Consider the following 15,278-nt stretch of genomic DNA (forward strand, 5'->3'; position numbering starts at 1 on the left):
TGTCAGTGCACAAAACCAGGATGCCAACGGCAAAGTGCTGGATATGGACGATGCCGTCGCCCAACTCGAACAGGCACTCTCCCTGGCCAAAAGCCTGAACAAAGCCGCCCAAACCGCCAACAACCACCACACCGATGAAGAAACCCAAAGGGGCCGTCTGAAAGACGCCCTCAAAGACCTGAAAGAGGCCGGTTTGATCCAAACCGCCCCGGCCGGTATAGCCACCGCAACAGAGCAAAGCCAACTGCATACCGCCAATGAAAACATCCACCTTATCAGCGGCAACCATACCGACATTACCGCCGGCCAAAGCCTGACCGCCCATGCGGCAGAGAGCCTTAACCTGTTTGCGCAAAGCAACGGCATCAAGATGCAGGCCAATCAGGGTGCAGTCACTGTACAGGCACAGAATGACGAATTGCAGCTGAATGCTTTGAAGGACGCAGCGTTAACCAGCAGCGCAGGGAAAGTCACCATTGCGGCGAAGGAAGAGATTCTGATCACCTGCAAAGGGGCGTATATCAAGTTGAGTAACGGGGAAGTTGAGATCGGAAGTCCGAAGGTGGTGCGGGTGAGGGCGCCGTTGGTGGTGGGTGGGGCGAATGCATGGGATTTGGATTTAGCTGGGTTTTCCATGCATAAAAACGACTTTGAGATTTTTTATCACGATGCGAACTTGATGCCTATCGGTAACGCCCCTTATAGAGTGGTGCTGGCAAATGGAAAGGAATATACGGGTAAGCTGGATACAAATGGAAGGGCAGTATTGAAAGATATCAATATCAGTCCCGCCAACGTTTATTTCGGCTATTCCGAAGATCCTGTCGATTTGCCTTCCATCGAAGATTTTGAACAGGATTTCTCCGCAAAGGCGGTTATTGGTCAATTGGCGGAGTTTGATTTGCAAATACCGGAGGATAAACTTTCAGAAGTGATTGATTTGCTTCTAGACTCCGATCTAGATTACGAGGATGATTAAACTATGAGTATCACATTGACCAGACAGGAAGAAGAGGCAGTTAAAAACCTGCTTCTAGATATGGCGACAGCCATCCCGCCGTTGAATGTGGTTGCGGGCATTCGGGACATTACATCGACAGGATGGGACTTATATCGTCAAAACTATAAAACCCCGGAAGAAGAAAATGAACTCAAACTACAGCTTATTCTGGGCATAGTCTGCCTGATACCCGGAGCAGGTGCGCCGGTTAGAACGACGTTCAGACAGTTGATACGTAATCCTGACTTTTACGGTCCGTTGATGTTTGAAATCATCACAAGGATTATTGAGAAGGCCAATGTATTGATGGTGAGAAACAATTTTCGTCCAATTCCCGTCAATCCCGAAGCCTTTTTGATGCAGCTTATCGATATCAGTAGGTTGGAGCGGGAGTTGGAAAGTGCGAGAAAAGCGGCATTGACTTCGGCAAAAGATAGTGTATTTGGGCGCTGGTTCGATGTATCCGGCACCATCAATGCCTGTTTTGATTTTGTAAAAAGGAATCTGTCTAGTTGCCTGATTCTACTTTCCCGCTATATCCGAAAAGCGATTACCAGAAGCAAGGATCGAAGCAACAATAGCGGTGCGCGACAAATACAGCCAAAGATTTCGCCGCAACCCAAGAATCTGCCGCCGAACCATCCTGCAGCAAAATCGCATCCGCCCAAGCCACCTAGATCAAACAAACCGAAGACAAATGGAGGAAAGGAAAACAACCGACCTTCTAAACATACTACTTCCGGAAAAATGGCGGAACAAGTGAAAGCAAGAGAACCCTCAAGATGGAAGGCATTCGGCGGCGGGGTCGGCGAGCACATCGCCGACTACTACTGTTTGGAAAAACTTGGTTGGGGTAAAGGAAATTGGATAGCACACGACAAACATACGGCGGGAAGTTGGAAACCCGATGCGAAAGAGAGGAAGCTTAACGACAAGGGCAAACTGAAAAAGCTGGCGATAGCAGGTAGCGACAAAGGCATAGACAGCTTTTGGCAGGCAAATCCGGCAACCAACGGCGGCAAACCCTATGCCGTAATCGAAGCGAAAGGGTCATTTACTGCATTGGGTACGGACTCCCAGATTGCCAAGAGGCTGGGCGTATTGTCGGAGAAGGAAGGCGGAAGGCACGTGGTGCAAATGGATCATGTGTGGATTCAGGAACGGATTAATGATTTGTTTAAGAAAGGACAATTGCCAATATCAGTACAGGTCGATTTTCAAAAAATTATTGTTAGATCAAAATGGAAAGTTTTATACCGTCGCCACATCATCTATACTGCCCTGAATATCCCAGATACCGTCGGCTGGCAGCATGCAGACGCGTTATTGAACGGATACGAAGAAACCAAACACCGAAATCATAACGATATATCGGTTAGACATATCGACAACGAAAGGCATATCGACCGCATCATCGCCATCCGTCGGCGCGATGCCCGAAATGAGGAAAAACGCCATAACCAATCCAAACCCACCAACCGACCGAGAGGTAGAAAATGACAGAAAACACAATACAGTACGACCGCAATAAAGACCGCCAGGGATTGTTTAAAGAAGAGTTTTTTAGACAGTCATATCAAAATAATCTGTGGTTACTTAATGTAGCATTAGAAGGAATGCATGAATTTCCAACGTCACCACCAGAAACGGTTGTCGATTCATTATATGTATTGACCATAGCAGAATACACCGCAGGTTATCCGATAGAGATCGTCCGCGAACGCTTTGCCCAGGCAATCGAATACAGCCGCCTGTGTTTGGAAATCGATGAAAAATATCCCGTGGACGATCCCGAACTGATCGAAGAAGGTTGGACAATGTCCGTTTGGGGCGGAGGGGCGAGTGGCAGAGATTTTCTGGTGAACGCCATCGGCTTGTGCCTTCTGTTTGAACAGGCTGACTGGCTGGAAATTATCAAACGGTGCTATGAATTGGACGGCTTTATTGATACATCTTTTAATGCCTTGATCAATATGGTTATTCCGATGGATTTTGATCCGAAAGCCAAATTCCGGCGCGGTGGTCATAATTTCCGCAAACCCCTGCTACAAGCAATCATGGCGGAGAGCAAGGAAGAAACCCTGAAACACCTCAACGCCTATCTCGCCGGTTGGTACGACGGCAACCGAAAAATCGGCAATCCCCTCATCGACACTCATTTGGAGCAAGATCCCGAATACGGTGGCTATATCGGCTACTGGAGCTTCGAATCCGCTGCCATCGCCTATTTGAAAGACTTGGACGATACCTCCTTGCGGCAATACCTGTACTACCCCAAAGATATGGTGGATTGGGCTCGGGAGCAGAAACTCAAACGGGAACAGGAACAAGACTGTGACGGTAATCTCCCCCTGTTGCTCAATGCAGGCACACACGCCCCGTTTTCAGGAAGATACGGTATAAACAATTTCATTGGGCATGAGATCCAAATCAAGCAGGGCGAGCTTCTGCCTGCCGGACAAGTCAGTGCGAAGAGGGATGAGAAGGGTAATCCTATTTTTCGGGAAGATACCGTTTGGAGATTGCTCAAACGCGAAGACAAAGGCAAAGTCCGTTTCAGCGAAAAAGAATTGGAAGAGCTTCAAAAGTAAAATATAAACGAAACGATAAAAAGGTCGTCTGAAATCATATCGGGTTTTCAGACGGCCTTTTGCATAATGCACAAGAGTAGCCGCCACCAATACTTCTACGACAAACTCGGCAACCTCATCAGGGAATACCGCCACGACAGTCTGGACGGCACAGCCCGAAGCCACGTCTGGCATCACCGCTACGACGCATTGGGCAACCGTACCGAAACCATCCGTCCCGACGGGCAGCGTATCGGTTATCTCCACTATGGCAGCGGCCACCTGCACGGTATCACCCTCAACCGTAACGAAATAGCCGCCTTCGAGCGCGACAAACTACACCGCAAAACCGAACGCACCTTTGGCAAACATATCCGCCAACAAACACAATACGACCCCATGGGCAGAATCCTGCAGCAAATCCACAACCGCAGCCGGCGCGAATACGGCTACGATGCCGCCGGACAACTGACCCATATCCAAAGCAAAGGAGGCCAAACCCAATACCGCTACGATCCCATCGGCAGACTGATCGCCGCCGTCACGCCCGATTTTAGCGAAACCTTTGCCTTTGATCCCGCAGGCAACCGTCTTGACCTAAGCGGCAACAAACAAGATCAGGCAGACCAAACAAACAGCCAAGAAAAACCATCCCTAAACAAAGTCTGGGGCAACCTGCTTAAAGAGTACGCAGGCGTACACTACGACTACGACCAACGCGGCAACTTGATCCGCAAAACCCGCAATGGAGAAACTACAGACTACCATTGGAACGGCTACAACCAACTCATCAAAATAGAAAACCGCAACGGCAGTACCGAATACCGCTACGATCCGTTGGGCAGGCGTACTACCAAAATCCGCACCGGGGAAACCACCGTCTACCACTGGCAGGAAGACACCCTTGCCATCGAAAGCACAAACGGACAAAACACCCATTATCTGTTCGAACCCGGTACATTCGAACCGCTGGCGCAATTTCAGACGGCCTCGCCGATAGGCATAGAAAGGGAAGACAAACCCGCCGAACCGTACAGCTACGACCCCGAAACCGATCCGCTGCTGAAAATCCCGCCCGAACCCCAAGAGCAGTCCGAAACGCAGCCCGACTTGATTTATTACCAACTCGACCATCTCGGCACGCCGATTGCCGCACACAATGCAAAAGGCGAAGCCGTATGGACGGTCGAATACGAAGCATGGGGCAGAATCCGTAACGAAACCGTTTCAGACGGCCTCAAAGCCAACATCCCGTTCCGCTTCCAAGGTCAGTATTACGATGAAGAAAGCGGGCTGCACTACAACCGTTTCCGCTATTACGACCCTGAAATCGGGCGGTTTGTAAGTCAGGACCCGATTGGATTATGGGGTGGGGTGAATCTGTTTGAGTATGCGCCGAATCCGACGTTATGGGTCGATCCACTGGGGCTAAAATATCGCTCAATAGGAAGAAGTCAAAATGTTTTGTCAGGTAAGGATAGAACCAATAAAAGTACACAAAATTTAAGTGAATGGAGAAGAAAAATCTGTAGAAGTAAAATAGCAGAAGAAAGACTTAAATTTCTTGGAGATAATTTTGTGAAAATTGCTCCCGGTAAATGGAGAAGCATAGATGGAAATAGGCAATTTAGAATAAAACCTGATGATTATCTAGGTACTCATGGCATGGGAAAACCAGTAATACCAAATACGCCACATGTACATTTTGAGTTTTTGCAACCAAAAGGAAGTAGTATTCACTTCAATGTAGTGAAAAATATACATGTTCCATTAGACTGTTGTTGTTAAGAGGAAATTATGAATCTAGAAATTAGGCGTGATACCATCTATTGGTATATCAAGGCTATTTATTTGCAAGAATTAATTTTTGCTTTAAATAAAGAGGGAAATTATTGGAGTACAAATGTTTGTCTAACAAAGAAAAAAAGAGACTATCATTTGTTATTGCGGATTTTTCTAAATCCAAATGATGAGGATGAATTTAATATAACTGATAGTTGTTTTACTATTTCAATATCTGAAGATACTTTTTCTTTGTTACAAGAATATAATTTATTACTTACCAAGTATGGTACTCCGTTTTCACATGAATTAAATGATTTATGTTTTATCCAATCTGGGAAATGGTTTAGTTGTTATATCTATATTGAAAATGATTAGAAATTTATTGTATGTTACAGGTTAATCTGTAAGCCGCAAACTCAAAAAGTTATATGAAATATTTAAGTTAGAAACTCATAACTATTATTAAGGCCGTCTGAAAAATTCCTCCTCTTTTCAGACGGCCTTTTCAGTTAAAAATATCGGATCGCCATGAAGTAAAGACATTCGGGCGTCCACCGAACTGTACGGCTACGACCCCGAAACCGATCCGCTGCTGAAAATCCCGCCCGAACCCCAAGGGCAGTCTGAAGCGCAGCCTGAATTGGTTTATTACCAACTCGACCATCTCGGCACACCGATTGCCGCACACAATGCCAAAGGCGAAGCCGTATGGACGGCGGAATACGAAGCATGGGGCAGAATCCGTAACGAAATCGTTCAGCCGGCCTCAAAGTCCACGTTCTGTTCAGTATCATGATGAAAAGAACAGGCTGCACTACAACCGTTTTGTTATTACAACCAAAAGAATGCTGGATGAAATTGAAAAAAACCGGGGATTTAACAACAAGGGATTTGTTGAGAAAAGGCTGGGGGGATATAAACAAAGAGGCCGTCTGAAAAACCTTTCAGACGGCCTTTTATATTTAAATTCTGTAAGTATTTGTACTAATGAGAGAAAAAGGAGTTAGCAGACTAAAATACTAGCATTATGAATTTAACATAATATAAATTATGCGAACTTGGACTAGCGTGATGCAATAGTCTTTTCTACAAATTATGGCCACAACCAAGCCCATGTGCTTCGGCCTTCGCCTTGCAGTAAAACTAAAGTTCGGCAAGCTGAGGCTGTATTCATGCATTCGAGGCCGACTCCGTAAGTTGATAAGGCTACGGCAATTTTGGGATGCATGAATTGTTGTTTTGCTCCGGTACCGATAATGATGACTTCAGGACGGTTTTCTGCTGCCTCAATTGCTGATACAAAAATTTGTTCGTTTAATTCTCCGATGGTCGCTTGAGGAATGATGCTAATTTTGCCACCTTGCCAGCAAATGGGTTTTGAGTATGTTTGTTCACCAATTTGCAATATGCCTTGCGAGGGTGAAAAAAATGATGTGGCTTCGGCGATATGATTTTCTGTAATTTTCATGGTAATTCCTGTTTTTATGGCGGAACAATTTTTCAGACGGCCTCTGGAAACTTGCAAAAAAAGGTGCAAAATCAAGCAATATCAGGTAGGATTCAATGTTTGACCTTGTGCATTGATGCTTTGCTCTGAATTGACGATTGCAAGCGATTATAACAAGCCTTGGTTTTTCGTGATTATTTTAAAGTATCGGCTCAAAAGGAGACACAATGAAGCCAGTAAATATCGGTCTTTTAGGTTTGGGTACAGTCGGTGGCGGTACGGCTACTGTATTGCAGGACAATGCTGCGGAAATCAGCCGCCGTTTGGGACGTGAAGTCCGTATTTCTGCTGTTTGCGATTTGAGCGAAGAAAAAGCCAAACAAATTTGCCCGAATGCTGCTTTTATCAAAGATCCGTTTGAGCTGGTTCAGCATCAAGATGTTGATGTTGTTGTTGAATTGTTTGGCGGTACCGGTATTGCCAAAGATGCGGTATTGAAGGCGATTGAAAACGGCAAACATATTGTTACTGCCAATAAAAAACTGCTGGCTGAATACGGCAATGAAATTTTCCCTTTGGCGGAAGAAAAAAATGTGATGGTGCAGTTTGAAGCTGCTGTTGCCGGCGGTATCCCTATTATCAAGGCTTTGCGTGAAGGTTTGGCTGCGAACCAAATCCGCAGTATCGCCGGTATCATTAATGGCACCAGCAACTTCATTCTGACTGAAATGCGCGAAAAAGGCAGTGCATTTGCAGACGTACTGAAAGAAGCTCAGGCTTTGGGCTATGCTGAAGCTGATCCTACTTTTGATATCGAAGGTCATGATGCCGGCCATAAAATTACGATTATGAGTGCATTGGCATTTGGTACGCCGATGAACTTTTCTGCCTGCTATCTGGAGGGCATCAGCAAACTCGATAGCCGCGACATCAAATACGCTGAAGAGCTTGGCTACCGTATCAAATTGTTGGGTATTACCCGTAAAACCGACAAAGGCATCGAGTTGCGTGTACACCCTACTCTGATTCCTGAAAGCCGTCTGTTGGCTAACGTTAACGGCGTGATGAATGCTGTCCGCGTCAATGCCGATATGGTTGGTGAAACCTTGTATTACGGTGCAGGCGCCGGTGCATTGCCGACTGCTTCTGCCGTGGTTGCCGACATCATTGATATTGCCCGCCTGATTGAAGCGGAAACTGACCATCGTGTCCCTCACTTGGCATTCCAACCTTCGCAAGTTCAAGCGCAAAATATTCTGCCTATGGATGAAATCACCAGCAGCTACTATCTGCGCGTTCAAGCAACTGACGAGCCGGGTACTTTGGGTCAGATTGCCGCCCTCTTGGCCAAAGAAAATGTTTCTATCGAGGCTTTGATTCAAAAAGGTGTGATTGATCAAAGTACTGCCGAAATCGTGATTTTGACTCACACAACTGTGGAACGTAATGTCAAACGCGCTATCGCAGCGATTGAAGCATTGAGCTGCGTAGATGCTCCGATCACCATGATCCGCATGGAAAGCCTGCATGACTGAGCAACAAACAGACAGGCCGTCTGAAGAACAATTGGCGGCCAGAAAGAAAGCCAAGGCAAAAATCCGTACCATCCGCATTTGGGCATGGGTAATTTTGTCTTTGCTGGCGCTGACCGCCCTGCTCTCGCAATGCGCCATGAACAAGCCGCAGATGAAACAAAATGTGGTGGAGTCTTGCGTGAAAAACATTCCTTTCGCTGAAAAATGGCAAGCTGATTTGAAGGCAAAAGGTTTGGATGCGCAAAACGAGAAATTGGCTCAAGACTATTGTGTCTGCATGTGGGATCAGCCTTTAAGCAAACTCTCTGACGAGCAAATCCGAACCTTCGGTAAAATCAGCCCTGAGGAGCAACTCAAACTTTTGGGTGGCGCGGAAGCTTTTGAAGCACGCGATAAGCAATGCGTGGCTGATTTAAAGGCTGAGTAAACCAATATCTATTTAATTAAACCAAAGCTACAAGGCCGTCTGGAATTTCAGACGGCCTTTCTTATATTAAATTAATAGTAATAAGAATTGATTTCATTATATTTTAAGTTTAAGATAGCTTGGTTAATTGCTTTTCTATGGTTGTTGCCATGCGTTACCACTTTCCTATTGCCGTTGATATTTATGATTTTTTGTATACTGGCCGGTTTGATTATTTGGAAATCGGACAATCGGCAGAGTCTATTTTGCAGATGTTCCCTGCGCCTGATTGCGTCCCTAAAGGCTTGTTGGTACAAAAAGGCTGGAATATTTGGCTTTATGGCGACATCGAGCTGCATTTCTCCGACAATCGACTGACTCAGATTCGTGCTGATTTTCAGCCTGATGCGGCCTTAAGTGGCGGCCGTTGGGTAAAGTTAAATCCGTGGTTTTTCGCAAATGGCTGCCTTGATGTGTATGCCGTCATTCAACGTTTGGTGCAACGAAATATTGATTTTATTAAAACGGAAACGCATACTAATTTAATTTTGCACTTGCAAAGCGGGGTTGAATTGATTTTTGAAAAATGTCGGGGCATGCAACTTGCCTCGTTCCGCAAACAAAAAGCCTCCCTGCCCTACTGGGCGCGTGAAACAGCTTCTTAAATAAAACAATGCCGTCTGAAAACCTCATTTCGGACGGCATTATCAGTTACAAACCATTCAATAATTGTCGGATTTTGGTCATTGTCATAGAAACCTGTTCGTTACAGCCTTCATTCCCTTTCCCATTATCAAAACAATCAATGCTGCTGACGCTGCAAAAGTGGGCATAGGCCATTTTCAACTCCCTGGCCAAAACGGCTTCTGGCATACCGGTCATCCCGAGTACATCTACCCCGTCACGGCGATAACGGGCGATTTCGGCATGGGTCGGGCGGCGCGGGCCTTGTAGACAACCATAAACGGCAGCGTCGTAAATCGGCACATTGTGCGCTTTCGTGATATTCAATAATTCTTGCCGCAACTCATTGCTATAAGGGTTGAAAAAATCGGTATGGACAACCGGGCATTCTTGGCCTTCAAAAAAGGTATCTTTGCGGCCATAAGTATAGTCGATCAAATCGTCCGGCAACACCAGGCTGCCGTTTTCAAAATCAGGATTGATGCCGACGACTGAAGAAATGGCAATGATGTTTTCAACGCCTAAAGAATGTAACGCCCAGATATTGGCGCGATAGTTAATTTCATGCGGCGCGATGGTATGGCTGAAGCCGTGTCGTGCAAGGAAAACAATGTCCAAACGCCCCAACCTGCCGAATAAAATAGGACTGCTGGTTAAGCCGTAAGGGGTGCGGACGATTTTTCGTTCGGTAATTTCGAGCTCCGGCAGTTTGGTCAAGCCGCTGCCGCCGATAATGGCTAACATATAAACTTCCTTTATTATCAATGGCCGTCTGAAACTTGGATTTCAGACGGCCTTAATATCATCGATTTATTTATGTTTGTAGAAATGGCTGCCGAAATAAGCAGATGCGCCTTCACGCAACAGAACCAGCGTCACAGCAGCAAGCGGCAGACCGGCAAGCATACCGACAAAACCCATCAGTTGCCCGAAAGCCATCAACGAGAAAATCACCCAGAAAGGCGACAGGCCGATGCGGTCGCCGACGATTTTAGGCGTAATGAAAAAGCTTTCCAAGAATTGTCCGACACCGAATACAGCCCAGACCATCAATAAGCCCTGCCATGAGCCATATTGCAAAAGCGCGGCAACTGTCGCCAGCAAAAGGCCGGTAAATGCACCCAAATACGGGATAAATACCAAAATACCGGCAATCATACCGATGGCAAAGCCGGAATCCAAACCGACCAGCATCAAGCCCAAGCCATAGACCAAGCCCATAATCATCATAACCATCAGCTGACCGCGCAGAAATTCGCCCAAAACTTCGTCCATATTACTGCTGATACGCGTGTAGGTTTCGATAAAACGGCGTGGAACCAGTTTACTGATTCCAGAAGACCAACGTTTCCAGTCCAACAAGAAGTAATACAGCAACAAAGGCAGCAACACCAAATTGCTGATGCCGCTGATGACGTTACCGCTCTGACGCATCAAGGTAGGAATCCACGCTTTGAGCGTATTGCTCAACTCATCCGTATGCGACTGCAACCATGCGATGATTGATTCTTGATCGATTTGAATATAATCCCCGCTGACACTGTTGAGCCACGGCAGCAATTTGTTTTGAACAAAGCCTACGATTTGCGGCAGGCGTTCGGCCAGATTATTAAACTGATTTAACAGCATAGGTATAATAATCAGCATCAACGCCAGTAATATCAGCAAAGCAAGCGCCATAATAATCATAGAGGCCGGTGCGCGGCGGATACGCTTCAATTGCAGCCATTCGACCAAGGGATTCAAAACATAGGCCAAAACGGCAGCCACAATAAACGGCGTCAAAACATCGCCCAAAGCATATAAAAGCCAAATAAAGGCTGCGATGACGCAAGCCATAATAATCCACGGTTTTGCCCCGCGCGCTTTCTTTTGATACATAAAAAGGTATTTCCCAATTGATGTTTAAGGTTTTCGAAATCAATAAGCAGTATAACAGATTCACAAAGGCCGTCTGAAAGCGCGACGGCTATTAAGATAAAATAAAAATTGTTGACAATAATGCCAAAAAATTCAGCCTGAATCCTCCAATTTAAGATAAAATACGCTCCGACAATCTACCCATACCCGAATAAGGAAATCCAATGAGCACTTCTTTGAGCTATCGTGACGCAGGCGTGGATATCGACGCAGGCGATCAACTGGTCGAAAACATCAAACCTTTTGCCAAACGTACTATGCGCCCTGAAGTGTTGGGTGATTTGGGCGGTTTCGGCGCTTTGGTCGAAATCGGCAAGAAATACAAAAATCCGGTATTGGTTTCCGGTACGGACGGCGTCGGCACTAAGCTGAAACTGGCTTTCGACTGGGACAAACACGATACGGTCGGCATCGATTTGGTTGCCATGAGCGTCAACGACATTTTGGTTCAAGGCGCAGAACCTTTGTTCTTCTTGGACTATTTCGCTTGCGGCAAGCTGGATGTTGCCCGCGCGACTGATGTGATTAAAGGTATTGCCCAAGGCTGTGAAGAATCCGGTTGCGCTTTGATTGGCGGTGAAACAGCCGAAATGCCGGGCATGTATCCCGAAGGCGAATACGACTTAGCCGGTTTTGCCGTCGGCGTGGTTGAAAAAGAACGCGTGATTAACGGCCGCGGCATTCAGGCCGGAGACGTTGTTTTGGGCTTGGCCTCCAACGGCGCACACTCCAACGGCTATTCCTTGGTACGCAAAATCATCGAGCGCGACAATCCCGATTTGGACGCGGAATTCGACAACGGCAAAACTTTGCGCGAAGCCATCATTGCCCCTACCCGCCTGTATGTGAAACCTATCCTTGCCGCTTTGGAAAAATTCACCATTAAAGGCATGGCCCATATTACCGGCGGCGGCATTACCGAAAACGTACCTCGCGTTTTGCCTGAAAATACTGTTGCGCAAATCGATGCCAAAGCGTGGGAATTGCCTAAATTGTTCCAATGGCTGCAAAAAGCGGGCAATGTGGAAACCCAAGAAATGTACCGTACGTTCAACTGCGGTATCGGCATGGTCGTTATCATTGCCAAAGAAGATGCCGATGCGGTACAGGCATTCTTGAGCGAACAAGGCGAAACCGTTTATCGTTTGGGCGTTATTCGTGAGCGCAACGGTGACGAACATCAAACCCAAGTGGCTTGATTTGAGATCCAATGAAAAAGTGCGGATGATGAATCCGCACTTTTTTGTTTACACTGCCCTAGCCTACTTCTTCCAAAAAGCCGGCCAATTGCGCCGTATCGTGGGCAATCATCAGCTCTTCATTGGTTGGCACAACCAAAACAGCCGGAGAAGAACCGGTCGGACTGATAATGCCTGAATTGCCGTAACGTTTTTCCATATTGGCTTTGGTGTCGATGTGTAGACCCAAGAAATCAAGATAGGAAACGGTTTTGGCACGGATGTTGCGCGAGTTTTCGCCGATGCCGCCGGTAAATACGAGCGCATCTACGCCGCCGCAAGCCACCGCCATCGAAGCAATATATTTGGCAAGGCGGTAGGTCATGACTTCCAAAGCCAAACGTGCACCTTCATGACCTTCGTCCGCCGCGATTTCCAAAGAACGACAGTCGTTGGAAAGTTCGGAAATACCGAGCAATCCTGATTTTTTGTTCAACATTTCATCAACTTGGGCAACATCCAAACCGGCATGGGAAGTCAGATAGCTGTATACGCCCGGATCGATGTCGCCGCAACGTGTACCCATTACCAAACCTTCGATCGGCGTGAAGCCCATACTGGTGTCAACGGATTTGCCGTTTTTAATGGCGGTAATGGATGCGCCGTTGCCTAAGTGGGCAATAATCATACGGATGTCTTCCAGCGGTTTGCCCAAGATGCGTGCGGCTTCCGGGGCAACATAACGCATACTGGTACCGTGGAAACCGTAGCGGCGGAAAGCGTATTTTTTACGCAATTCGCGTGGAACGGCATAAGTGTAGGCACGCTCCGGCATGGTTTGGTGGAACGAAGTATCCATCACGCCGACATTGGGCAGACCGGGGAAATGTTCTTGCGCGGCCAAAATACCGTTGATATTGGCAGGGTTGTGCAGCGGAGCAAGAGGAATGCAGGCTTTGAGTTCGTCCATGACCGCCTGGTCGATCAAAACAGATTCATTGTATTTCTCGCCACCGTGGGCAATGCGGTGGCCGATGGCTTTAATGCGGTCGTGCAGGCCGTGTTTTTCAAGCTCTTTCAACAGCATACCTACGGCACCGGCATGATCGTTACGGCCGGTCAAAGCTGTTTGGCATTTTTTGCCGTCTTTGCTGAACGTAATCACTGCTTCGGGCGTACCCAAACGTTCGCCGAGACAGCTTAAGAGAACTTTACCGTTTTTACGGTCGATAACGGCACCTTTGAGTGAAGAGCTGCCGCAGTTCAGAACAAGAATGAGTTGGTTGGACATGGTGTTTCTCCTTTGAATTTTTGATTGTTTTTTTGGCCTCAGGCCGTCTGAAAAGAGCAAGAACATTTGAGAGCTTTCCAGATTGCCTTTGGTTTGGTGTTTAGTCAGGCTTTATGCCCAACCCTAATCTCCATTGCAGGTATCGCTACCTGACTAAAATCTGCTTATTTGGTTTTCAGACGGCCTTGTTTAATGCTGCGGCCGTCTGAAAACTTAAAAGCAATCTTCCGGCACTCGGACTTGTCCTTCCATAATCACGCGTGCGCTACGACTCATGACTGCTTTGGTGGCCGTCCATTGTCCGTCCTGACATTCGGCGGCTGCACCGACACGCAGCGTGCCTGAGGGATGGCCGAAACGGACTTCTTTACGCGCTCCGCCTCCGGCTGCAAGGTTGACCAGCGTACCGGGCACGGCGGCGGCGGTAGCGATGGCAACTGAAGCGGTGCCCATCATGGCGTGGTGCAATTTGCCCATGCTCAGTGCGCGTACCAATAAGTCGATGTCGGCAGCTTTGACGGTTTTGCCGCTTGAAGCGGTGTAATCGGCCGCAGGGGCGACAAAAGCGACTTTGGGCGTGTGCGCGCGGGTGGCAGCTTCGGATACATCGCTGATCAAACCCATTTTCAGCGCGCCATACGCGCGGATGGTTTCAAATTTTTCCAAAGCCGCGGCATCGTTGTTGATGTCGTCTTGCAACTCTTTGCCTGTGTAGCCCAAATCCGCAGCATTCAAGAAAATGGTTGGAATGCCGGCATTGATAAGCGTGGCTTTCAGACGGCCTATATTCGGTACATCAATTTCATCGACCAAATTGCCGGTTGGGAACATACTGCCTTCGCCGTCGGCCGGATCAAGAAATTCGATTTGTACTTCGGCTGCAGGGAACGTTACGCCGTCTAGCTCAAAATCACCTGTTTCTAGAACTGAACCATTTTGCATCGGCACATGGGCGATGATGGTTTTGCCAATGTTTTTCTGCCAGATTTTGACGGTACACAGACCGTCTGAAGGGATTTTGGATTTATCGACCAAGCCTTGCTCGATAGCAAATGCGCCCACGGCGGCGGTCAGATTGCCGCAGTTGCCGCTCCAATCGACAAATGGTTTGTCGATGGAAACTTGCCCGAACAAGTAATCGACATCGTGATCGGCGCGTTCGGATTTGTCCAAAATTACGGCTTTGCTGGTGGACGAACTGGCATTACCCAAACCGTCTATCTGCTTACCGTAAGGGTCGGGACTGCCGAGTACGCGCAAGAGGATTTTGTCGCGAGCCTCGCCTGCTTCCTGCGCCGCGGCCGGCAGATCGGTACGTTTGAAGAAAATGCCTTTGGATGTACCGCCGCGGTAGTAAACGGCTGGAATTTTAATTTGCGGCATTTCGAGTTCTCCTTTGTATTTTTAGTATGTTTTTCAGACGGCCTCTCAAACATTCAAGGCCGTCTGAAAACCTTTTGAA

At 47.3% G+C, this 15,278-nt stretch carries 15 protein-coding genes; 10 read left to right on the top strand and 5 right to left on the bottom strand.

The window, feature by feature from the left end; genetic code table 11:
• From ACTHUG_RS10290 to ACTHUG_RS10315, 6 genes are all read left to right on the top strand, one after another.
• The coding region (locus tag ACTHUG_RS10290) for a DUF2345 domain-containing protein (RefSeq protein WP_440422241.1) at positions 1-979 on the top strand (979 nt) is incomplete at its 5' end.
• 3 nt (positions 980-982) lie between these two features.
• Complete coding sequence (locus ACTHUG_RS10295) at positions 983-2,500, top strand: hypothetical protein (protein ID WP_440386667.1); 1,518 nt, start codon at positions 983-985, stop codon at positions 2,498-2,500.
• Between the two features lie 116 nt (positions 2,501-2,616).
• Entirely contained in the window at positions 2,617-3,591 is a 975-nt protein-coding gene (locus tag ACTHUG_RS10300) for a PoNe immunity protein domain-containing protein (RefSeq protein WP_440386666.1), read from the top strand.
• 66 nt (positions 3,592-3,657) lie between these two features.
• Entirely contained in the window at positions 3,658-5,358 is a 1,701-nt protein-coding gene (locus tag ACTHUG_RS10305; RefSeq protein WP_440386665.1) for an RHS repeat-associated core domain-containing protein, read from the top strand.
• Positions 5,359-5,367: 9 nt separating this feature from the next.
• Positions 5,368-5,730 (top strand): hypothetical protein, encoded by a 363-nt coding sequence (locus ACTHUG_RS10310; RefSeq protein WP_440386664.1) that lies wholly within the window; start codon positions 5,368-5,370, stop codon positions 5,728-5,730.
• Between the two features lie 265 nt (positions 5,731-5,995).
• Positions 5,996-6,151 (top strand): RHS domain-containing protein, encoded by a 156-nt coding sequence (locus tag ACTHUG_RS10315; protein ID WP_440386663.1) that lies wholly within the window; start codon positions 5,996-5,998, stop codon positions 6,149-6,151.
• Positions 6,152-6,448: 297 nt separating this feature from the next.
• Here the strand turns inward: ACTHUG_RS10315 and ACTHUG_RS10320 are convergent, their stop codons facing one another.
• The gene (locus ACTHUG_RS10320) at positions 6,449-6,823 is read right to left on the bottom strand and encodes an MTH938/NDUFAF3 family protein (protein ID WP_440386662.1); all 375 of its coding nucleotides are present in this window, start codon (positions 6,821-6,823) and stop codon (positions 6,449-6,451) included.
• 206 nt (positions 6,824-7,029) lie between these two features.
• On the opposite strand from ACTHUG_RS10320, the gene ACTHUG_RS10325 reads away from it, so the two are divergent.
• The 3 genes from ACTHUG_RS10325 to ACTHUG_RS10335 all read left to right on the top strand — a co-directional run bounded on the left by ACTHUG_RS10325 (position 7,030) and on the right by ACTHUG_RS10335 (position 9,408).
• Positions 7,030-8,337 carry a homoserine dehydrogenase gene (locus ACTHUG_RS10325; protein WP_440386661.1) on the top strand — a complete coding sequence of 436 codons (1,308 nt, stop codon included), beginning with the start codon at positions 7,030-7,032 and terminating at the stop codon, positions 8,335-8,337.
• Positions 8,330-8,764, top strand: coding sequence for a hypothetical protein (locus ACTHUG_RS10330; protein ID WP_036490891.1), 435 nt, complete (start codon positions 8,330-8,332; stop codon positions 8,762-8,764). Before ACTHUG_RS10325 ends, ACTHUG_RS10330 begins: the two co-directional genes overlap by 8 nt.
• A gap of 149 nt (positions 8,765-8,913) precedes the next feature.
• Entirely contained in the window at positions 8,914-9,408 is a 495-nt protein-coding gene (locus tag ACTHUG_RS10335; protein ID WP_070822153.1) for a hypothetical protein, read from the top strand.
• Positions 9,409-9,454: 46 nt separating this feature from the next.
• Here the strand turns inward: ACTHUG_RS10335 and ACTHUG_RS10340 are convergent, their stop codons facing one another.
• Positions 9,455-10,171: an S-methyl-5'-thioinosine phosphorylase gene (locus ACTHUG_RS10340; protein WP_003746659.1), complete on the bottom strand. Its 717-nt coding sequence runs from the start codon at positions 10,169-10,171 to the stop codon at positions 9,455-9,457.
• A gap of 66 nt (positions 10,172-10,237) precedes the next feature.
• Positions 10,238-11,308: an AI-2E family transporter gene (locus tag ACTHUG_RS10345; RefSeq protein WP_440386660.1), complete on the bottom strand. Its 1,071-nt coding sequence runs from the start codon at positions 11,306-11,308 to the stop codon at positions 10,238-10,240.
• 203 nt (positions 11,309-11,511) lie between these two features.
• Here ACTHUG_RS10345 and purM point away from each other — a divergent pair, with 203 nt between their 5' ends.
• Positions 11,512-12,546: a phosphoribosylformylglycinamidine cyclo-ligase gene (purM, locus tag ACTHUG_RS10350; protein ID WP_440386659.1), complete on the top strand. Its 1,035-nt coding sequence runs from the start codon at positions 11,512-11,514 to the stop codon at positions 12,544-12,546.
• Positions 12,547-12,604: 58 nt separating this feature from the next.
• Here the strand turns inward: purM and ACTHUG_RS10355 are convergent, their stop codons facing one another.
• Entirely contained in the window at positions 12,605-13,816 is a 1,212-nt protein-coding gene (locus tag ACTHUG_RS10355) for an acetate kinase (protein ID WP_440386658.1), read from the bottom strand.
• Between the two features lie 213 nt (positions 13,817-14,029).
• Positions 14,030-15,199: a 2-methylaconitate cis-trans isomerase PrpF gene (gene prpF / locus ACTHUG_RS10360; protein ID WP_440386657.1), complete on the bottom strand. Its 1,170-nt coding sequence runs from the start codon at positions 15,197-15,199 to the stop codon at positions 14,030-14,032.
• Positions 15,200-15,278: the final 79 nt, after the last annotated feature.

It is taken from the genome of Neisseria sp. P0022.S009 (genome assembly GCF_051956675.1).
Classification (GTDB): Bacteria; Pseudomonadota; Gammaproteobacteria; order Burkholderiales; family Neisseriaceae; genus Neisseria.